The following is a 22,307-nucleotide window of genomic DNA, read 5'->3' as shown; positions in this document are numbered from 1 at the left end:
TTATTTTGGGTCGATTATCAAATGTTTAATATTTACTCGATCGTAGGTATAAGTAATATGGACTTTACCTTTAGAATCCTGGAAAATTGTGGGATAGCTAAATTCACCTTTATCGTTATTTTCGAGGGCTAGGAATTTTTCCCAGTTTAGGCCGTCTTTAGAGTAAGCAATATTTAATTTTGCTCTTCCTTCCCACCATTCTTTTCCGGGGATATCGGGGTTGTAAACAATCCAATAGTTGTTGCCGACTGCAATGGCGTCTGTTCCGGAATTGGGGTTGATTAGGTTTGTTTTTTCGAGTTTTGACCAGGACTTGCCCTGGTCTTTTGACCAAGATGTAAACACGGAACCTTCTCGACTTCGGCAAAGAACCTGGATGCTATTATCCGGATGAAAGACAATGCTAGGTTGAATTACATTAAAGGAGGATTCATGGTCTATTGGGATTTTTTTCCAATTTTTCATTTTAGCATCTGCAATTTCTACATGGGCTAACCATCTTGTTTCAGATAACTCTTCACTGGATGGCGCAATTACGGATCCATTTGCTAATTCTTTAGGTTTGTTTTTAATAGGGCCTAAAATCCCGTCCGGCAATCTTTCAGGTTTAGACCAGGTCTTTCCATTGTCCTTTGAGGTCTTCATCATTCCCCACCATTCTCTAGGATTTGGACCAACTTTATAAAAAAGGTAGATCGTAGACTCAGCTTCTTTTCGAAAGAGTACAGGATTCCAACAAGGATAGGTCTTATCTGCAATTCCATCTGCCCAAACTTGTGGTGCTGACCATTTATTTCCGTTGTAAATAGATCCCCAAATTTTTACATCTTGATTCCCTTCATGCGACCCTGCAAACCAAGTCGTTAATAAATTCCCGTTTTTAGCCTCCTCTATGCTGGATGCATGACATTGTGCAAAATATTTCCCTTGTTCAAATATAAACTCTGATTTCAATATTTTTGCATTAGGAATTTGTCCTAATGAGAAATAAGGAACAACAAACAATAGAAAAATGCAATAGAAGACTTTCATAAGGATTGGTTTAAAGATGGATACAATTCCTAAATTATCTGTTAAAATAGGAAATTGTATCCAAACTTCTATTTTAGTGTGACCTGAATTGCCGTAGCATAGCTTAAATTCTTTGCAGAATTTTGAACTGTAATCGTATTGTCTTTTAAAGACCATTTCACTTTTCCTGGATGCCCGAGGATTTTTACAGTATTAACCTTACTATTTTGAGGAAGCTGAAATGAAAATGTTTTTGGTGCCTGATAAGTTTCACCTTCAGTTAAATGGAAAACGTTAATGGTTTTATTGTCCTTACTGCGTGTGTAATAATATTCATTTTCATGGTAGGGAGCGATACTACGAGTAGCATAAATGGCAGATTCATTTGTTTTAATCCAAGAAGCAAGTTCTTCCAATCGATCGTATGCAGCTTGATCAAAATCACCATTAGGACCCGGAGCGATATTCATCAGATAATTACCACCTCTAGAAATAATCTTTACCAGTGTTTCCACGATTTTTTTTGTTGGTTTATATTGATCATTTGGAACATATGAGAATGAATTTCCCATGGTAATGCAACTTTCCCAAGGAATATCTAGCGGATGTTCAGGGATTGCTTGTTCGGGGGTTACATAGTTTTCCCATTTTCCAGGAACAGTTCGATCAACCACGATAATTCCAGGTTGGTTTTTTCTCGCCATACCTCCAATTCTATCCATATCAATATCCTGTTCAACTTTTATTCCGCGTTGCCAGTCAACAGATTGATCAATTGTGCTGAAAGGTCTTACCCAGCCTCCGTCTAACCATAAAATATCGACCTTTCCATATTCAGAGGTTAACTCATTGATTTGGTTATAAGTGTAGTTTTTAAAGTTATTCCAACGTTCAGGATATTTTGTAGGGTCATAATTAACATTTCTATCTTTAGGTGGGAAATAAGACCACCAATAGTGTTCTGTATGCCAGTCTGGCTTAGAGAAATACGCCCCAATTTTAAAACCGTCTTTTCTGAAAGAATTAAAGATTTCTTTGGTTACATTAGCTTTTGGGTTTGTAGAAAAAGGAGTTTTTTTATCGGTGATTTTATAGTCGGATTCCTTGGTGTCAAACATGGCAAATCCATCGTGGTGTTTCGTTGTGAATACGACATATTTCATCCCTGCTGCTTTTGCGGCATCTGCCCATTTTTGAGGGTTGAAGTCGACAGGGTTAAACGTTTTCTGTAGGTTTTCATAGTTTCTGACATATTCGTAATAGGATTTCCCATGTTCCGGTTTGCGTTGTGTCCAACCTTCATCTTCAGGACATATACTCCAGCTTTCAACGATTCCCCATTGGCTGTAAGTCCCCCAATGCATAAAAAGGCCGAATTTCATATCCTGCCATTCTTCTAAGTTTTGTAGCACATCGGGGTCAGAAGGTTTTTGGTATCCTGCTGATACATTATGGGCTTGTCCAAATGCTAGAGAGGAAGTTAATAGAAGAGCAGCGGTAAATAATTTTGATTTCTTCATTGTATTAAGTTTAGGAGTGACCATAAAAGAAAAGCCACAATTTGTGGCTTTTTCTATGGATTGGATTGGTAAAATTAATTTACGTCCCAGAATAATTTGGTATTCACATTATCCTGATCTTTTACAGCATTGTAGTTTTCAGTGTTGTAAGTAACTTCCGATTGAGGAATATTCCATTTAACAGGAACAGTCTTTTGAAAATCTGAAGATTCAATTCTAAAAGCAAATACTGGATAGTTCAAACGTCTCACCTCAGACCAGTTTTCAACAGATTGAATAATGTTGAAGTGTAACCATTTTTGCATTGCAATTAATTGCGTATTGTTGGTACCCCAACCGATATTAGCGATATATTTATTGATGTCAGCAGCTACAGGAGCTTCGGGTTTTGCAACCAAACTATTGTTGCTCACATTTCTAAGTCTTACTTGTAAATCGATAGATTGTTTTATACCGTTTTCAAAGTTAGTTTTAGCTGATGCGGCATTTCCAGTTTTCAATAAATGTTCAGCAAGCAAGAAATTAACTTCAGATGCTGTCACCAATATTCCAGGAAAATTCTGGTTACGAGAATAAGTTGATCTGTTGTAAATTGCAATTTTGCTTGGATTAGCTGGTGTTCCTGCAATTTGAGCAGACTGTGTAGCCCCAGGAAGAGATTGATCAAGACCGATAAATTCACCTTTAGCACCTGCACCAGGTTCAAACATAAACGGTAACCTAGGGTCTGCTTTTGAAAGCATGTGATCGATCATCACCTTTCCAGCGATATTGTTGTTCCAGCTTTCGATAGCATCTTGGAAACCTCTAGCATTTACATCAGAAGCATTATTAAAGATATCTAACTGAACGTTTTCATCATTTTTAGAAACCAATGGAAATTTCGTTGGACTGTTGATGATTTCATTGATTTCTTGCGTAGCTCTAGCAGAGAATTGTGCATTGCCTGAAACACGAGTTAGCATTCTTAATCGTAGTGAATTACAGTACCTTTTCCACAAGTCTACATTACCAGAATTTATTAAATCTTGGGTTCTGAATGATTCAGTTACCGTAGATGGTAATGTATAGCTGCTCAATTCATTACTGATCGATTTTAAATCATCAAGCATTTTAGTGTAGATATCAGCAGCTTTATCATATTTCGGATAGGAGATTGTATAATCACCACCATTTGTACTCAAAAGACCTGCCTCAGACCAAGGAATATCTCCATGAAGGTCTACTTGTTGTTGGGTTAAATCATAAAAGAAGATTTTTGATGTCAAATAAAACACTTTTTTAAGTTGTTTTTCAGCATCAGGGCTTGCATTATAGATTTTTTCAAACTCTTTGAATTGAGCTAGGCCTTTGTAATATCTTTCCCAACGGTCATTAATTGCCGCCATTCCTGGAGTTAGATGATCTGTAGCATTAGCCCAACCTATTGTTTGAACATATCTATGAATTGTTGGAGAAAGTGTAACGAAGTAATTTCTATAGGTAGGAACTACCAGTTCAATAAATCCATATTGTATTCCGGCAAATTGTTTTTCTATTGTAGCCTCAGTTACCTTCGAAGGATCACGGTAGTCGGAATCAAAGTCACCTTTTTTACAAGATGTTATCGTTGAAAGTGATGCTGTCAGTAAACCAGCTATCACGAATAATTTTGTTGTTTTCATAATTTTAGAAGCTAGCACGTAACATGAAACCATAAGTTCTTGTTGCAGGAGCAGTACCTGCGTTCGTAACGTTATTAACCCAGAATGAACCACCTGTCATTTGCTCAGGATCTAAATCTTTAACCGATCTGTAAAGGAAAAATAAGTTTCTTCCAAAAGCAGAAATAGTTAAGTTTTTAGCTCTTAATTTCTTAGAAAATGTATTAGGAAGTCTATATCCTAAAGATAGTTCTCTCATTTTGATGTAGTTATTTTTCTCAACATACAATCCATAATTCGAGTTGGAGTATTGAGGTCCACCCCAGTTGTAAGTTTGAGCGTAATAATAAGCTTGAGAAATGATATTGCCGTTAGTCGATCCATCAGCTAGAACACCATCCATCAACATACCATCAGTAAATACCTTTTCCCCATTAGGGCCAGCACTTCCAGAGGTAGCAATACCTTTGCCATCTTTTAGATAATAACTAAGACCGCCATGTTCAGTGTCCATAGCTGTAAGAGTTTCTTCTAATAAACCACGGCTCTTCATCCAGTTAATACCAGTTGGCATGACATGACCACCCCAACGGAAATCGATTAATGCGTCAAGGGTAAAGTTTTTATACGTAAATGTGTTGATTAAACCACCCACAGCTTTAGGCATTGCATTTCCAGCTTTAACCCAAGCATCTGCATCTAATTGGTAAAGACCATTATCCTGAACGACTTTCTTTCCGGAAGCATCGTAAACGTAAGGGTGTACCATAATGTCCCCCATTGACTGACCTACGTTAGCAACCAATTGTGCAGCTGCACCATCGTAATCAGCAAGCATTAACTGAGAAGCACCACCTGGTAATTCTTCAACCATGTTTTTATTCATAGAGAAGTTTAATACTGTGTTCCATTTAAAGTTGTCATTTTGAATAGGAACACCTGTGATTGCAAATTCCCAACCCTTATTTCTTAAAGTACCAACGTTTGCTAAGATTGAAGAAGCACCTGAAGTATTAGGAAGCGTATAGTTTAAGATTTGGTCTACAATTTTACCATTGTAATAAGTAATGTCAAATCCTAATCTATTTTTGAACAATCTAGTTTCAATACCAAACTCCATCTCATGTTTATTTTCAGGTTTGATTTTTTCATTTCCGAAAGAAGAAGTAGGAATTTGTGTATAGAGTACAGAAGTGCCGGAACCTTGATTACCCAAAGTATATTGAGTATAACTTAATGCACTTTGATATGCTGTTGGGTATTTACCCACAATACCATAAGAACCTCTTAGTTTTGCATAATCAAAATATTCAGGCATTTGGAATGCTTCAGAAAGGATAATACTGGTATTTACTGAAGGATAGTACAATACGTTGTTATCCGGGTGCATTGTTGAGATTCTTTCTCTTCTCAAAGTACCTTCAACAAACCAGAAATCTTTAAAGTTAAAGTTTACTGAACCGAATGTTGCGTCTCTTAATGTATTCAATTTTGAAGAAGAAGCTCTACCTTGGTTAATTGAAGCACTTACATCATACCAATTTCTAACACTCAATCCACCATCCGTATTCGTTGACATATTTGTAGTTTCAGAGCTTGTTGCGGTATATCCGACCATAGCACCTAATTTTACATTATCGGTAATCTGTTTAGAATATGTAGCCAATAAATCGGTATAATAGACGTTAGCAGTTTGGTTGCTTAGGCCATAAAAACCACCGTTAGTAAATGCTAATGGTTGTTCGTTTGGCTGTTTGTCATCAGTTTTCAAGTTTGTCATATCAGCAGAAAACCTTCCACGAACAGAGAAGTCCTCAGTAACTTGCCAAGTATTTGTGAATGAACCGATGATTCTGTTTGAGTATTCATCGTACTGTCTTGCTTTTGTGTTCCACATAAAATCTAAAACATCGGTTTTATATCCATTATAGATTAGATTTTCACCTGGAGTTAAGCTTTGAGAGTTTGTACCCACCACATATTTATAACCAAGACTTGTTTGATATTTATCTAAATACCATTCAGGGTTATCAAAAGTAGAGATCATCCCTGTAAAGTTATTGATCATACGATCAGTCATGAACGGTCTGTTATGCGTATGTTGGTTGATGTAGTTTACAACAACATCGGTAGTCAATTTGTCCCAAAATTTAAATGTTGAGTTAATACTCGCGATATTTTTCTTGTTATAAGAATCTAGGGATGTCATTTGGTTATCTTGTCTAGTTAAAGAGAACCTTGTATTTGACTTATCAGTAGTATTGCTCAACGCCAAGTTGAAAATCGTGTTGTTAGGATTGTTGAAGAACTTATCGTACGAATTTTGTGCTACATATGGTCTAACTTTTCCATCCCATGAAATAATCGGTTGGCCGTCAAATTTAGGTCCATAGTTGATTGTTGCACCTAATACTCCTCTAGTTACTCCATCAATTGCCATTGATTGATCATAGTAGAAGAATTTATCTTCTTTTTGACCGGCATCAGAATATTCGATTGAATAACCCGGACCACGAACGTCTTGGAATCTTGGAAGATAAGCGATTTGATCATGAGTATAAGTAGCATTAAAGTCAATTGCTACTCCCTGACCACCTTTTCCAGATTTTGTAGTAACCATTACAACACCGTTTAATGCTTCAGAACCGTATAATGCAGCTGCAGAAGCACCTTTTAAAACTGAGATTGATTCGATATCTTCAGGGTTCAGGTCTTCTAATCCATTACCTCTTGCGCGTTGGTCACCCCAATAGTTAGAGTTGTTAAAAGCTGTTGTTCTCATAGGTACCCCATCGATAATGATTAAAGGTTGAGAACTTCCGGTCACCGAGTTAGTACCACGGATATTGATATTGATACCTGAAGTAGCACCACCTGGGGATGAAGAAATACGTACCCCTGGAGCCTTACCGTACAAAGCGCCTGCAACGTTAGGTGAACCAGTTTTCGTTAATTCTTTTGCCTCTACGGTACTCATCGCATAACCTAATTCCTTAGGTGCTCTTTTAATACCCATTGCGGTTACAACCACCTCGTCAATGTTTCCGGCATCTTCCTGAAGGGAAACATTTACGGTTGTCGAAGTCACTGCAACTTCTTGAGATTGAAAGCCTACACTTGTAAAGCGTAGTTTTTGGCCATTATTGGCTTGAATGGAAAAGTTACCATCCATGTTAGTTTGAGCTGCTTTGTTGGTTCCAACAACAGTCACACTCACACCAGCAAGGCCTTCTCCACTTGGATCTGTTACTCTCCCCGTAACAGTTTGTTGTGCAAATAACGTCGTTATACTAAGAAGCATAATCAGGGTTATACTGCAACATTTAGCGTAAAATTTGCTCATTTGTTGATGATTTAAGTAATTAGTCTATTAATTGTGTTTTATAGATGTTCTTGTCTGCGTTCAAGATGCAGATACAGGTTGAACTCAATAATTGTATGTTTTCCGTATTTGAGAACTCTATGCTTGTATTTTTTGAGAGTCTATGAATGCTAAATTCCAATACAGCACTTTGAATTTTAGGTAAAAGGACACTTTTAGCTTTAGATCCTCTTCCGCTGATGACGACCATCTGAGGATTAATGATATGAATTAATGTTGCGATACCTTTTCCAAGCATATATCCGATCCGATTGATGGCTTCCATGGCTAGTTGGTCTCCTTGGTTAGCCGCATTTAAAAGCTGATCACCTGTGATATAATTTTGTGTTTCAAAAAACTTTTGTAGAGAAGAACCTTCTCCAGATTTTAATGCATCAGTCGCCGATTCCACAGCTGCCATAAGAGATGCTTCTACTTCGAGGCAACCTTTTTTGCCGCATGAACATAATTTATTGGAGTCAGATAGGGGAATATGACTGAATTCACCTGCAAATCCTGAATGCCCACGATAAAGTTCATTGTCGAGGATCATTCCAAGCCCTACACCCCAGTTTAGGTTTACCACCATGACATCTTCAATGTTCTTCGCTATTCCAAAAGTATGTTCAGCAATAGCAATTGCTGAAGAGTCGTTTTCAACAAAAGTTGGGAGGTTAAATTCCTTCTGAATATTTGTTTTTAGGTCGTAAAAAGGAGAGTTATTGCTATAGGAATTGTTTTTTCCGGTTTTACTATCAACAAAACCTGGAATGGTGATGCCGATTCCGTAGACATTGTAAGTGTCTATTTCCTTAATGGTGTTTTTAATTAATTCAACAATTTTACTGTAAGCATCCTCTATTTTGATATCAATTCCTTTGGTATTGATTGCAGTTTTAAATTGGTTTTTAAAATCAACGACAGCGACAGAAGTGTAGAATTGGTCAATTGCAACAGATATGATAAGCGGCAGTTGAGATTCATTAGGAACAAATTGTGCAGCTCGTCTTCCTCCGGTTGAAGGAGCAAGGCCGTCTTGTTCAATTAAATTAAGTTGTAATAGCTTATTAACGGCATTGGTAATATTAGGAACGCTTTTACCGATTGAAGAACTGAGTTCAGCAATCGATTGCGGATTAGAAAAATACAACCGCTTAAGAATCGATAATTTTAGGCTATCCAAGGTTAAATAATTGTTAATATTTCGGTAAAGTTATGGTAATTAAATAATAACTTCCAAATACTTTTTAATTTTTTTAATAAGTGTAGGCTGTCAAATTAAAATCGTGTAGAATGTTAGGTGATTTTGTGCGCTTTTATGCCTATTTACTAAATTTAAAGAGCGGCTAATGCGTTTTTATGACTGTTTAATTGTAACTTCGGTAGGATATAAATTATGAAACAGCGCTATTATTCTTTAGATGTCTTTAGGGGAGCAACAGTTGCCTTAATGATAATGGTTAATAATCCAGGGACTTGGTCACATATGTTTGCACCATTAAAGCATGCCCCTTGGCATGGCTGTACACCTACGGATTTGGTATTTCCATTCTTCCTATTTGCTGTTGGGAACGCCATGTCATTTGTAATCCCAAGATTGCAAGAAGCAGGTGACCAAATATTTTGGAAGAAAGTTATTAAAAGGACCGTCCTTATTTTTCTAATAGGTTTAGGATTGAATTGGTTTCCATTTGTTCAATGGTCGGATGGAGCATTGCAGTTTAGGGAATGGGTGAGTAGTACAGATCCTGACCGAGGAGTTAGGATATTAGGGGTTCTTCAGCGAATTGCAATTGCTTATTTTTTTGCATCGATTCTGGCTTATTACTTTAAGCCCAAATCCTTAATCTATATTTCAGCAGTAATTTTATTTGGCTATTGGGGATTATGTGCCTTGTTAGGGACGGGAGATCCCTATTCGTTGGAAGGTTGGTTTGGTACTGCTGTTGATAAGCAAATACTCAGTGAAGCACACATGTATAAAGGGGAAGGAGTTCCATTTGATCCTGAAGGGTTAATGAGTGCTTTGCCAGCGGTTGTTCAGGTTGTATTCGGTTATTTGGCGGGAGTATTTATAAAAAAGCAAGGCCAAGTGGATTGGCTTTGGACAAAAGTTCCTTTAAGCAATGAGCCTCATTTTAAATTATTGTCAGGAATGTTCGTGACAGGGTTTATATTATTGGTTTTGGCCTGGACTTGGTCATTAGGATTTCCAATTAATAAAAAAATATGGACAAGTTCCTATGTGCTCTATACAACCGGATTGGGGATTTTGACTATTGGCACTATGATTTGGTATATAGAGGTGCAAGGAGTAAAGAATTGGGTAACAAAATTCTTTGATGTTTTTGGGAAAAACCCATTGTTTATTTTTGTTTTAAGCGGGTTGTTGCCAAAGTCATTAGGGCTTATTAGGATTCCAAATGGGATTAATGAATCAGGCGAGGAGATTTATACGACGCCCCTTTCTTGGTTTTACAATCATGTATGTGCGCAATTGCCAGGTCCACCGGAAATTGGCTCCTTTGCATATTCACTTTGCTTTTTAGGGTTCATGTGGGCGATCTGTTATTGGCTTGATCAGAAGAAAATCTATGTAAAGGTTTAAGGAGCAGGGTCTTATTGTAATGAATATTTGAATAATAAATTTTTTGTTTTGGTCGAAAGATGTTAACTTTGCAGCCAATTAATAAATTTTTTAACGCTTTAATATTATTCACGAAATGTATTTAAGTAAAGAGTACAAAGCTGATATCTTCCAAGAATTTGCAGGATCGGCTGAAAACACAGGTTCTGCAGAAGGACAAGTAGCTTTATTTACAAAAAGAATTGCTCACTTAACTGGGCATTTGAAATCAAACAGAAAAGATTTTAACACACAACGTTCACTACAAAAATTAGTAGGTAAACGTCGTTCATTATTAGCTTATTTGTACAAAAAGGATATCAATAGATACCGTGCTATCATCAAAGGCTTAGGCTTACGTGATATTATCAAATAAGTAAAATCTGTAAAGAGCTTCATAAAGGGGGATTTGACAAGAGTCAAAGCCCCCTTTTGATTTTAATTGGAATTGAGTTGGTTTAAAATTTATTGGGGATATGTTTACGCAATAAATTTTTAGTTACCTTTGTGCGATTAAAAATGTTAAAATTAATTTGATGCATGATATTAGAGGCAAAATGCATCGCAAAGAAAACACAATGAGTTATAACGAAAAGAAAGTTACAATTGAGATGGGTGGCGGATTGGCCCCTATTGAATTGTCTACAGGTAAGTTAGCGAAACAAGCTGATGGATCAGTTGTATTAAAACAAGGGTCCACAATGTTGCTAGCAACTGTGGTTTCCTCAAAAGAGCCAAAAACAGGGGTAGATTTTTTACCATTATCAGTAGATTACCAAGAGAAATATGCGGCAACAGGTCGTATTCCAGGAGGATTTTTACGTCGTGAAGCTAGACTTTCAGATTATGAAGTTTTGATTTCACGTTTAATTGATAGGGCGTTACGTCCATTATTCCCAGAAACTTACCATGCTGATACCCAAGTTATGGTTAGTTTAATTTCTGCGGATAAAGAAATTATGCCAGATGCGTTGGCAGGATTAGCAGCATCAGCTGCAATTGCTGTTTCAGATATTCCATTCAATGGTCCGATATCAGAAGTTCGTGTTGCTAAAATTGATGGTGAATTAGTAATTAATCCAACAGTTTCAGCATTAGAGAAAGCATCATTAGAATTTATAGTTGCTGGATCTGCACAAGATATCGTCATGGTAGAGGGTGAGGCAAAAGAGATTTCCGAAGAAGAAATGGTAGAAGCCATTGCTTTTGCACATGAAGCAATTAAAAAACAAGTAGCTGGACAGATCGAATTAGCGAATTTAGTTGGATCAACAGAGAAGCGTGATTTTAATCATGAGCCTTCAAATCCAGAATTGAAAGATGCAGTTTATGCTGCTACCTATGCACAAGTATATGAAGTTGCGAAATCAAGATCTTCCAAACATGATCGCACAGAAAGATTTGCAGAAATTGGAAAGGCATTTTTTGAAACATTGGGAGAGGAAATTGATGAGGATACAGCGTTCTTAATGAAGAAGTACTACCATGATGTTCAGTATGATGCGGTACGTAATTTAGTATTGGATGAAGGAATTCGTTTAGATGGTCGTGATGTACGTACTGTTCGTCCAATTTGGTCCGAGGTAGATTATCTACCGGCTGCACACGGATCAGCTATATTCACTCGTGGAGAGACTCAATCATTGACATCAGTAACCTTAGGAGCTAAGGATGATGAGCAAATGATTGATGGAGCCTTCTTCCATGGATACAATAAGTTTATTCTTCACTACAACTTTCCGGGATTTTCAACTGGAGAGGTTAGGCCAAATAGAGGGCCGGGTCGTCGTGAAGTAGGGCATGGTAATTTAGCGATGCGTTCATTGAAACAAGTTCTTCCTACTGAAGATAATCCATATACGATCCGCGTAGTTTCTGATATTTTAGAATCCAACGGTTCTTCATCTATGGCTACAGTTTGTGCCGGTACTTTAGCATTGATGGATGCGGGTGTTAAGCTTGCTGCTCCTGTTTCAGGAATCGCTATGGGATTGATTACAGATGAAAAAACTGGAAAATATGCAATCCTTTCAGATATCTTAGGTGATGAAGATCACTTAGGGGATATGGACTTTAAAGTAACGGGTACTTCAAAAGGTATCGTAGGATGTCAAATGGACCTTAAAATCAATGGTCTTAAATGGGAAGTACTTACACAGGCTTTAGATCAAGCGAAGGAAGCAAGATTACATATCTTAGGAGAAATGGCAAAAACCATTTCTGGTCCACGTGAAGACTATAAACCACATGCACCACGTATTATTCAAATTCTAATTGATAAAGAATTTATTGGAGCTGTAATTGGACCTGGTGGTAAAATTATCCAAGAAATGCAACGTGAAACAGGTGCTACTATTTCCATTGAGGAGGTAGATAACAAAGGTGTTGTTCAAATTTTCGCTGATAATAAAGAAGCTATTGATGCTGCATTGGCGAGAATCAAAGCTATCGTTGCAAAACCAGAGATTGGTGAAACTTACGAAGGTAAAGTTAAGTCAATCATGCCATTTGGTGCGTTTGTTGAAATCATGCCAGGTAAAGATGGTCTTTTACACATTTCTGAAATTGATTGGAAGCGTCTAGAAACAATGGATGCCGTCTTCAAAGAAGGTGATATGGTGACTGTTAAACTTTTGGATGTTGACAAACAAGGTAAAATGAAGCTTTCTCGTAAAGCATTATTGCCACGTCCTCCAAAAGAAGATAAGCCGAAAGAGGGGTAGACAATAGACATAAGACATAAGACAAAAGAGTCTAGATAGTTGATTAATAGACTTTTGGATTATGTTTTGAGGATATAAAAATGATAAAGCCAGGGCGTTTGCTCTGGCTTTATTGTTTTTTAATTGTTACGTCCATTGATATGGTTATTTTGTATTTTTATTTATGAAAAACCTTATAAACCTACTCCTAATCATTTTTCCTGTTCTACTTTCTGCTCAGGATAATGCCTTAAAACTATGGTATAAACAACCAGCGTCAAAATGGACTGAGGCCCTTCCTTTGGGCAATGGTCGATTGGGGGCTATGGTTCATGGACGCTATGATCATGAGCTGTTTCAGATGAATGAGGAAAGTGTTTGGGCTGGCAGCCAGATAAACAATAACAACAAAGAGTCTGCAATTCATCTGAAAGAAATTCAAGATGCAATTTTTAAGAGCCAATTTGATGAGGCAAAAGAGCTTGCGACTAAATATATGGTTGGAACACCTTCAAGAATTCGTTCCTATCAACCATTAGGAAATTTAAAGATCAACTATTCATTTATAGAAAGTGATATTCAAGAATATTCTAGGAGTTTAAATCTTAATCAAGGCGTTCATGTTACTTCCTTTTTAAATAAGGGTAACAAGATTGTCCAACGGTCGTTTATATCAGCGCCTGATGATGCTCTTTTTCTTAGTTGGACATCAGATGAACCCATTTCATTTGAGGTAACATTAGATCGAGCTCGGGATGTCAAATCTTATGGTTCATGGAAGGATGGTATCTATTATGTCGGTCAAATCCTTGATTCTATGAAAGCAGATTCAGGTCCTGCCGGGTCACATATGCGATTTGCTGCCGGAGTTAAAATTTTGAAATCGGATGGGGCCTATGAAATAGTTAAATCAACTGATGGAAACAGTATTAAATTTAAAAATGTAAAGAATATATTAATAGCATATAGTGGAAACACGGATTATAATATATCCCTTCTCAATGTTGATTCCTCCATCGATCCATTAAGTGTCCTTAACAACCATCTGTTAAGTTTACATAGGAATGCTAATAAGGATTTCTTAGGAATACACAGCAAGGAGCATTCATCCATGTTTGAGCGGGTAGGGATTTCCATCAATAATGGTAATTCAAATACATTGGCAACCGATCAGCGATTAAAAGAATTTTCCAAAGGAACGGAAGACTTTGGACTACCAGTTTTATTTTATCAATATGGCCGTTACCTTTTGATGTCCTCAAGTCGTGCTCCGGGCAAACTACCTGCAAATCTACAAGGTATATGGAATCAGGATTATGAGGCACCATGGAATTCGGATTTTCATACAAATATTAATTTGCAGATGAATTATTGGCCCGCGGAGACCGGAGATTTAGGAGAGACAAGTGTGGTTCTGGCAAATTTTATGAAAGAAATTACTAAACCGGGGGCACAAACAGCCAAAGAAATGTACGGGGCCAAAGGATGGACTATTCACCATTTAACAGACCCGTTTGGCCGGACAGGTGTTGCGGATGGAGTATGGGGAGTTTCACCTATGGCAGGTCCATGGATGACATTTCCAATCTACAGACATTACGCATTTAGTAAAGATGAACAATATCTTCGTGATGTTGCTTACCCGATTATAAAGGGGTCATTATTATGGGTTCTAGATTTCTTGGTTGAATCTCCGGAGGGTTTTTTAGTGACGAACCCATCACATTCTCCTGAAAATGAATTTGAAACCGTGGTTAACGGCAAAACTGTGAAATCTCAATTATCCTATGCAAGTACAATTGACATCCAAATAATTCATGAGCTATTCGATAATTTTGAACAGGCCGCCAAGGTGCTAGATACGGATAAGGATTTGATTACAAGGGTTGAACAAGTTAGGAAACAATTGCCGCCGATACGCATTGGGAAATCTGGAGCGATCCAAGAATGGATCCAGGATTACAAAGAAGTAGAGCCTGGCCATCGTCACATGTCTCATTTGTTAGGGTTATATCCCGGAAATTCAATTAATCCGAATACAGCTGAACTTTTTTCTGCTGCAAAAAAGACGATTGAAAATCGATTATCTGCAGGTGGTGGACATACAGGATGGAGCAAGGCATGGATCGTAAATTTTTATGCTAGGTTGTTCGATGGGGAAAGTGCAAATGCACATTTAAAGGAACTGATTGGGAAGACCTGTTTGCCCAATTTATTCAGCACCCATCCCCCGTTTCAAATTGACGGTAATTTTGGGGGAGCAGCAGGACTTGCAGAAATGTTGGTTCAATCCCAAAATGCTGAAATCGTCCTATTACCTGCTATTCCTAAAAGTTGGGTTAATGGCTCAGTTTCGGGGATTAAAGTTAGGGGAAATTATAAATTGAGTTTCAAATGGGAAAATCATCAAGTAACAAGTTTTGCCGTACAATCTGAAACATCTGGTAAAATCAAAGTGAAATTTGGAGATACTATAAAAGAGTATCAATTGAAGAAAGGAACAAATCATCTGACTATTTAATATTTGGAGGGAGATTTTCACAAAGGTTTAGTAAAGGATAAAATATTTGCTCATTGAATCTGTTATTTCACTCAATATTAAAGATCGTTTGCTCATTTTCGTTGATTTAACGAATCATAATCAATTAGTTTAGTTCTGCCAATGGTGTTTAAGAACTAAATAATAAGATTATGAAAACTAAAATTCTAATGATTTTGATGGCCTTAATAATATTTGGGTCGGGATCTTGTAAGAAGGGAGATACGGGTGATATAGGTCCCCAAGGAGAAAAAGGTGATAAAGGCGATATAGGTGCCAGCGGAGCAAAAGGAGCAGATGGCTCGATGTTCTACAGTGGGACAGTAGTTCCAGCCGCTACGCTTGGTAAAGTAGGTGATTTTTATTTTAGGACGACTACAAGTGATTTATATGGTCCAAAAACAGCGTCAGGATGGGGGAAAGCAACAAATATCAAAGGTGAAGATGGTACTAATGGAAAAAATGGTACGAATGGAACTAACGGGAGGGATGGTTCACAGTTTCTATCCGGAACGACAATTCCTGCAGCATCCTTAGGAAAAGTAGGTGATTTTTATTTCAACACGGCTCAAATGGTTTTGTATGGTCCAAAATCTGCTACAGGATGGGGAGTTGGTACGAATCTAAAAGCTGAAGCTAGAGTATTGTATTCTGGTTGGAAAACGGCAGTTAGGGTAAAAGACACTGTCATGGATGGAACTAATTTACGGATAGCTCATATCTACTCGCCATACATTACAGACGCCGTTATGTCTTCGGCAGTAGTAATGATGTATCTTGATTATGGTGGTGGACCATTCCCTTTACCATTTACAAGCAGACCAGGAGGTCGGATGAGTACAATTAGTTTCAAGCTTAAAAAGAGCGAAATTGTGATTTATAGAATGGTTTATGATGGAGGGGCCTTGTTGTTGTTGGGAAGCCAAATTAAATATCGGTATATGATAATCCCAGGGAATTTGTACGTTCGGTTAAAAGAAAGAAAAGTCGATTTTAACGATGCTGTAGCAGTGGAAAAAGCGATGTCTGAAATAAAAGAATAAAATAAAGAGGGATGCCATTTTGGCATCCCTCTTTATTTTATAGCATCATTACACCTTGTATTTCACCTACTTTTTTGTAGTAATCAACTACCTCATCTGCACTGTTAACATAGTTTTCGATGGAGATTGATGTATACTTTCCTCCAGATGATTTTTTCTCTGAAAATTTAGCGGAAGCATGTGTAAATATAGCTTTTACTTCTTCAGCTTGATCAGAATCAGTTTTAACAATAAATTTAAAGGTATAGATGGTAGGGAATTGTTCCACCTCAATCAATTTTTCTTTAAAGTTTTTGTAGAAATCCTGATTATTACTATCGTCTTGAATGTCTTTAATATTGATGTTATTGTTTAATTCATTCATTTTTAAATCTCCTTTCCCTTAGATATCAATAAGCGTACCCAAGGCTATTATATGACAAAACGCTATATTCTGCAATTTGTTTAGTTATCCATTGAAGTTGGTAATGATTTCTTTTTTGTTCCAAATTTTTTGTTTGGGATATCGCTCATTAGAAACTCTAATGTTCCGCCTTTAATCATATCTGCATGGGTGATATATGATTTATGGTAAGGTTTTCCATTTAAAGTAATTGATTTTATGTACTTATTCTGTTTAGAATTATTTTTTGCTACAATGGTAAAATCATTGCCTCCAGGCATTTTAATTTGTGCTTTATCGAGTACCGGACTACCAAATACATATTCACCATTTACAGGAGAAGCGGGATATAGGCCCATCATAGACCAAACTGCCCAAGCGCTCATTTGGCCTGCATCTTCATTTCCAGCATATCCATCAGGTCTTTCATGATACATTGAATCAATAATTGCTCTAACTTTTTCCTGTGTTTTCCAAGGTTTGCCCAAGTATGAATACATATAGGCAATGTGGTGACTTGGTTCATTTCCATGTGCATATTGGCCAATTAATCCACTGGCATCTGGAGACTGATTTTCTCCGGTGAAGTAAGAAGGAGCCGTAAAGAGGGTGTCCAGCATCTTGTCCAAACCATCCTTTTTCGGGAATAATTTAGCTAATCCTCTAACATCATGCGGCACAAAGAACGAATGTTGCCAAGCATTTCCTTCGATATATTGGCTTTTTGAGAATTCATGTTCAGAATAGAATGGGTCAAATGGTTCGATGAATTTTCCATTTTTCAATTTGGCGCGCATAAACCCACTGTTTGGATCAAACAGATGAATGTAATTTTTTGCTCTTAAAGTATATTCTTCATATTCTGCTTTCTTTCCTAGTTTTTTAGCAACAAGGGAAATGCAATAATCATCGAAAGCGTATTCAAGAGTTGATGTAACGGAACCACCATTTACATCTTGGGGAACATATCCGTATTGTATATAATCTGGCACCTCTCGGATCTTTTGATTGGCACTAGCAAGCATAGCTTTGAAGGCTTTTTCATGATCAATGCCCGGAATATCCTTTAAAACCGCATCAGCAAGGACCGGTACAGCATGATATCCAGTCATGGTGTTCGTTTCAAATGTACTTAAATCCCATACCGGTAATAAACCATTTTCATCATAAAAGGCCAACATACTATTCATCATATCCGTATATCGTTCAGGTTGTGTGATGGTAAATAATGGTTTTAAGGCTCGGAATGTGTCCCATAAGGAGAACAGGGTATATCGCTGTCCATTGTTTACCATACGATGTACTTCTCCTTTATAGTTTTTATATTCTGAGTCGGAATCAGAGTATAAAGTAGGGGAGACTGCGGTATGATATAATGCTGAGTAAAATATTTTTTTAAGGTTTTCATCGGCAGATTCTACTTTAATCTTCGATAATTCATTTTCCCATTTCGCTTCAGCTTCTTGCTTTACAACATTAAAATCCCAAGATTGAATTTCGCTTAATGCTGCAATTGCTTTTTGCTCAGAAGTTGTTGATAAAGCGACCTTTAATTCAATTTGATGTTGATTTGGAAAGATAAATTGGGCATTAACAGCATTTATTGGACCTTGTCTGTTTTCATTTACTTGAGCGATGGTTTTGCTATTTGATTTTTCTCCATTCAATAAATAAGATTTGAATGGTTTGTTAAATCGTATTGCAAAATAAATATGTTGTTTATTTGCCCAGCCATAAGAATATCTTTTACCAATAGCGGTACTATCATTAATAATTTTTATTTCTGTATCCATCGGTCTATCCCAATTGTAGGCATGTGCCAAATCCAATCTGATTGTTGGTGTTGTATTGTTTGGGAAAGTATAATGATGCAATCCAACTCTTTCCGTAGCTGTAAGCTGAGCATGAATACCGTTGTCCAATTTGACTTCATAATAACCTGGACTTGCATTTTCATTGCTATGCGAAAATTTCACTTTGGTATCGAGATTATTTTGATTTGAAGGATTATTAAGAGGCATGATTGCGATATCAAGCCAATCTCCAATTCCAGTTCCACTTAGATGCATATGGCTGAATCCAGCAATAGAATCAGCGCTGATATGATATCCAGATACCCAGTCCCAACCATTTTTTCCGTTATCAGGTGAAAGTTGAACAAGGGAAAAGGGTACCGTTGCTCCGGGATAGGTGTGACCATGCCCACCAGTTCCGATGAAAGGGTCAACATATTTTGTATATTGTTGAGCAGTTACCTTAGCGGGGTTAGAGAGCAATGCAGCAGTCGCTGCAAAAATTATTGCTAGAGATTTATAATGTAAGTTCATAAATACCGTTATAAGTAGTGTACGCTTACAAATGTACGTTTTTAAACCTAATAAACCCTTTTAGCCACATTTTTAGCAAAATCTTTAGCAATTATTTGCTAAAATTTAGCCTAGTTTATATATTTGATAGAATTTGAATAGCAGTATTATTAACCTAACATGAGAAAAAGAATATTAATAAGTGATATCGCCAAAAATCTGGGCGTATCTGTAACTACCGTATCATTCATATTAAATGGAAAAGCCAAAGAGAAAAGAATCAGCGAAGGGTTAACGAAACGAGTCCTAGATTATGTAAAGAAAGTGGGATATAAGCCCAATCAGTTGGCGCAAAGTTTACGCACGGGTCAATCCAAAATATTAGGATTGATTGTAGAAGATATTTCTAATCCATTCTTTTCCAATGTTGCAAAATACATTGAGCGCATTGCCTATGATAATGGTTATCATATCATTTATTGTAGTATGGATAATGATGAGACCAAAGCTCGTGAATTAATACAATTATTTTATGACAGACAAGTTGATGGATATATTATTACACCACCTGAGGGATTAGAGGATACCTTGTCCAACCTGATAAAGAACAATGTTCCACTAGTTTTATTCGACCGGTATATTCCACAATTAGAAACGCATTATGTTGTTTTGGATAATTTTAATGGAGCATTTGACGCCACGAAACATCTATTGGAGAATCAACAAAATAAGCGAGTTGGCTTTGTTTCCCTTTATTCGAATCAGACTCAGATGCGTGATCGATTGGAGGGCTATATGAAAGCTGTTGATGAATTTCAGCAACAGGCATTTATCAAAAAGGTAAAAATTGATGAGGTGGAAGATTCTTCGGTGGATCAGATTCATGAATTCATCAGTACGAATAAGTTGGATGCCGTATTATTTGCGACGAATTACTTAGCAATTGATGGATTAAAAGCAGTTAAGAAGTTTGGTATGAAATTGCCTAAGATGGTTGCATTTGATGATCATACGTTGTTTAAATTATATGAGCCTGGAATTAGTGTAGTTACTCAAGATACAGCGGCCATTGCAAATGAGTTGATTCATACCTTATTGAATGAGATTAAGGGAAAAAATAAGGAATTACAAAAGATTGTAATTCCTAGTGAATTATTAGTCCGAGGATCTTCAGTTATTTCTGAGGAGTCGCTGGAACAAACTTCATTGAAATAGAGTTTACACAATGCCTTGTGTTTTTGGAGGTGAAACCTTCGCCTTCAAAAACATGGCCAAGGTGTGCGCCACATTTGGCACATAAAATTTCAGTTCTCATTCCATCGGCATCAGTTTCTCTTTTTACTGCCCCAGGAATTTCATCATCAAAGCTAGGCCAGCCACAATGCGATTCAAATTTGTCTTCAGATTTATATAGTGGGGCATCACATTGTCTGCAAACATAAGTTCCTTTTTCTTTGTTATCCAATAATTCACCAGTAAAAGGTCTTTCAGTTCCTTTGTGGAGGATTACATATTGTTCCTCGGCAGTTAATTTGTTGTATTTTTTGCTGTCTTCCATGATTTTCGAATTCGTATTTGATTGTGAATGGGCACAACCAGATAATATAATTAAAAATAATATACAATATATCGCTCTTGTCATGAAGCTAATTTACAAAAAAAAGCACAGGGAAAAATCAGGTGAATGTTAATTTGTAATGATATAGAGAGGTATTAGCAGAGCTATTTAGAATGATTATAAATTGATAAATTACGTCATCAAATTGTCAGGGATTGCTTAATAAGTTATACTTTTGTGCATTGTTTTGTACGGTATTGAGTACATGTACTGGAGAGTCAACAATTAATTATTACACATAAAATAGTATAAAGTGCTAAATATGAGAAATATCTCATCCGTTTTGGGAAGACTTGCGAAGTCAATATCAATCAGTTTGGTATTGTTATTTGCCGTTACTACTACCACGCAGGCGCAAGATGCTGCGAATGGTGCAGCGCTATTCAAGTCGAATGCGTGTAATTCATGTCACGCTGTTGGTAAAAAATTGACCGGTCCAGATTTGGCTGGGTTGACAGAGCGCCGAGATGAGGCATGGATTGTTAAATGGATCCACAACCCGCAGGGGATGATTGATTCAGGAGATGAGCAGGCTGTTGCATTGAAGGCAGAGTATGCGACTACAATGGCTCCTTATGCAAGCCTTTCAGAAGGTGATATTAAGGATATCATTGCTTACTTACAAGCAGAAGAAGCTAAGAAAAAAGAGAAAGCTGCTGCAGATCCAGCTGCTGCGGGAGGTTCTTCAGCAAGTTCAGATGCAAACAATTTAATGATCATTGGATTGATCGCTTTATTTGTTGTTGCTGTTGCTGTCATCTTTGCATTAAACAGAGTTACAAAAACATTAGAGCGAGTTATTGCAAACAATCAAGCTTCGATTGATGCAGCACAAGCAAAAACTGATGAAGAAGGTGAGAGCGGATCTGTAAAATTTGCGAAAGCATTTTTAAAGAACAAGAAGTTAGTTTTCTTTGTTGTATTGATGGTAGTGGGCTTATTAGGAGTTGCTGGATGGAAAACAATGTGGAATGTAGGAGTTCACGAAGGATACAAGCCGGTTCAACCGATTAAATTCTCGCACCAGATTCACGCCGGTGTCAATCAAATTGAGTGTCAATACTGTCACGGCGGTGCATTTAAATCTAAAAATGCTTCGATTCCATCTGCAAATGTTTGTATGAACTGTCACAACACAATTACTGCATCAGATCATTACGATGGAAATATATCTCCTGAGATTGCAAAATTATACCGTGCTGTAGATTGGGATCCAGAATCTAGATCATACGGTACCAATACAAGACCTATTGAATGGGTTAGAATCCATAACTTGCCAGATTTCGCTTACTTCAACCACTCACAACACGTGGTAGTTGCAGGAGTAGAATGTCAAACATGTCACGGACCAATCCAAGATATGGAGGAGGTTTACCAATATTCACCACTTACAATGAAATGGTGTATTGACTGTCACAAAGAGACATCTGTAAATACAGATAATGCTTATTATGATCAATTGATTGAGGCTCACGACAAGTTAAAAAAGGGTGAGAAAATGACAGCAGCTATGATCGGTGGATTAGAGTGTGGTAAATGTCACTATTAATAAATTA

Annotated in this window: 15 protein-coding genes; 7 read left to right on the top strand and 8 right to left on the bottom strand. The window is 37.1% G+C overall.

Annotation, left to right across the window (positions count from 1 at the left end; all coding sequences use genetic code 11):
* The 5 genes from E0Y80_RS05150 to E0Y80_RS05130 all read right to left on the bottom strand — a co-directional run bounded on the left by E0Y80_RS05150 (nucleotide 1) and on the right by E0Y80_RS05130 (nucleotide 8,718).
* A complete protein-coding gene (locus tag E0Y80_RS05150) occupies nucleotides 1-1,032 on the bottom strand; it encodes a sialidase family protein (protein ID WP_156306335.1) in 1,032 nt (343 codons plus the stop codon).
* Nucleotides 1,033-1,100: 68 nt separating this feature from the next.
* On the bottom strand, nucleotides 1,101-2,531 hold the full coding sequence (locus tag E0Y80_RS05145) for an alpha-L-fucosidase (protein WP_156306334.1): 1,431 nt from the start codon (nucleotides 2,529-2,531) through the stop codon (nucleotides 1,101-1,103).
* 74 nt (nucleotides 2,532-2,605) lie between these two features.
* Nucleotides 2,606-4,195, bottom strand: coding sequence for a SusD/RagB family nutrient-binding outer membrane lipoprotein (locus E0Y80_RS05140; protein ID WP_156306332.1), 1,590 nt, complete (start codon nucleotides 4,193-4,195; stop codon nucleotides 2,606-2,608).
* A gap of 4 nt (nucleotides 4,196-4,199) precedes the next feature.
* Nucleotides 4,200-7,517 (bottom strand): SusC/RagA family TonB-linked outer membrane protein, encoded by a 3,318-nt coding sequence (locus E0Y80_RS05135; protein WP_156306330.1) that lies wholly within the window; start codon nucleotides 7,515-7,517, stop codon nucleotides 4,200-4,202.
* 19 nt (nucleotides 7,518-7,536) lie between these two features.
* The gene (locus E0Y80_RS05130; RefSeq protein ID WP_197091486.1) at nucleotides 7,537-8,718 is read right to left on the bottom strand and encodes an ROK family transcriptional regulator; all 1,182 of its coding nucleotides are present in this window, start codon (nucleotides 8,716-8,718) and stop codon (nucleotides 7,537-7,539) included.
* Between the two features lie 213 nt (nucleotides 8,719-8,931).
* Here E0Y80_RS05130 and E0Y80_RS05125 point away from each other — a divergent pair, with 213 nt between their 5' ends.
* The 5 genes from E0Y80_RS05125 to E0Y80_RS05105 all read left to right on the top strand — a co-directional run bounded on the left by E0Y80_RS05125 (nucleotide 8,932) and on the right by E0Y80_RS05105 (nucleotide 16,445).
* The gene (locus E0Y80_RS05125) at nucleotides 8,932-10,143 is read left to right on the top strand and encodes an acyltransferase family protein (RefSeq protein WP_156306326.1); all 1,212 of its coding nucleotides are present in this window, start codon (nucleotides 8,932-8,934) and stop codon (nucleotides 10,141-10,143) included.
* Between the two features lie 115 nt (nucleotides 10,144-10,258).
* Entirely contained in the window at nucleotides 10,259-10,537 is a 279-nt protein-coding gene (gene rpsO / locus E0Y80_RS05120; RefSeq protein ID WP_156306324.1) for a 30S ribosomal protein S15, read from the top strand.
* A 202-nt stretch (nucleotides 10,538-10,739) separates the two neighbouring features.
* On the top strand, nucleotides 10,740-12,884 hold the full coding sequence (pnp, locus tag E0Y80_RS05115; protein WP_156306607.1) for a polyribonucleotide nucleotidyltransferase: 2,145 nt from the start codon (nucleotides 10,740-10,742) through the stop codon (nucleotides 12,882-12,884).
* A 163-nt stretch (nucleotides 12,885-13,047) separates the two neighbouring features.
* On the top strand, nucleotides 13,048-15,384 hold the full coding sequence (locus E0Y80_RS05110; RefSeq protein ID WP_156306322.1) for a glycoside hydrolase family 95 protein: 2,337 nt from the start codon (nucleotides 13,048-13,050) through the stop codon (nucleotides 15,382-15,384).
* A 170-nt stretch (nucleotides 15,385-15,554) separates the two neighbouring features.
* Nucleotides 15,555-16,445, top strand: a complete 891-nt coding sequence (locus E0Y80_RS05105; RefSeq protein ID WP_156306320.1) for a collagen-like protein — start codon at nucleotides 15,555-15,557, stop codon at nucleotides 16,443-16,445.
* A 37-nt stretch (nucleotides 16,446-16,482) separates the two neighbouring features.
* Here the strand turns inward: E0Y80_RS05105 and E0Y80_RS05100 are convergent, their stop codons facing one another.
* Nucleotides 16,483-16,809 carry a DUF493 domain-containing protein gene (locus E0Y80_RS05100; RefSeq protein ID WP_156306318.1) on the bottom strand — a complete coding sequence of 109 codons (327 nt, stop codon included), beginning with the start codon at nucleotides 16,807-16,809 and terminating at the stop codon, nucleotides 16,483-16,485.
* A gap of 80 nt (nucleotides 16,810-16,889) precedes the next feature.
* Nucleotides 16,890-19,154: a GH92 family glycosyl hydrolase gene (locus E0Y80_RS05095; protein WP_156306316.1), complete on the bottom strand. Its 2,265-nt coding sequence runs from the start codon at nucleotides 19,152-19,154 to the stop codon at nucleotides 16,890-16,892.
* A 159-nt stretch (nucleotides 19,155-19,313) separates the two neighbouring features.
* On the opposite strand from E0Y80_RS05095, the gene E0Y80_RS05090 reads away from it, so the two are divergent.
* Nucleotides 19,314-20,348, top strand: a complete 1,035-nt coding sequence (locus tag E0Y80_RS05090; RefSeq protein ID WP_156306314.1) for a LacI family DNA-binding transcriptional regulator — start codon at nucleotides 19,314-19,316, stop codon at nucleotides 20,346-20,348.
* Here the strand turns inward: E0Y80_RS05090 and E0Y80_RS05085 are convergent.
* Complete coding sequence (locus tag E0Y80_RS05085) at nucleotides 20,308-20,775, bottom strand: methionine-R-sulfoxide reductase (RefSeq protein WP_156306312.1); 468 nt, start codon at nucleotides 20,773-20,775, stop codon at nucleotides 20,308-20,310. The two genes, E0Y80_RS05090 and E0Y80_RS05085, sit on opposite strands and share 41 nt — an antisense overlap.
* Before the next feature lie 238 nt (nucleotides 20,776-21,013).
* Here E0Y80_RS05085 and E0Y80_RS05080 point away from each other — a divergent pair, with 238 nt between their 5' ends.
* A complete protein-coding gene (locus E0Y80_RS05080) occupies nucleotides 21,014-22,300 on the top strand; it encodes a cytochrome c3 family protein (RefSeq protein WP_156306311.1) in 1,287 nt (428 codons plus the stop codon).
* Nucleotides 22,301-22,307: the final 7 nt, after the last annotated feature.

This window comes from Sphingobacterium endophyticum, assembly GCF_009733535.1.
Taxonomy (GTDB): domain Bacteria; phylum Bacteroidota; class Bacteroidia; order Sphingobacteriales; family Sphingobacteriaceae; genus Sphingobacterium; species Sphingobacterium endophyticum.
This window is presented reverse-complemented; position numbering and strand designations above follow the sequence as displayed.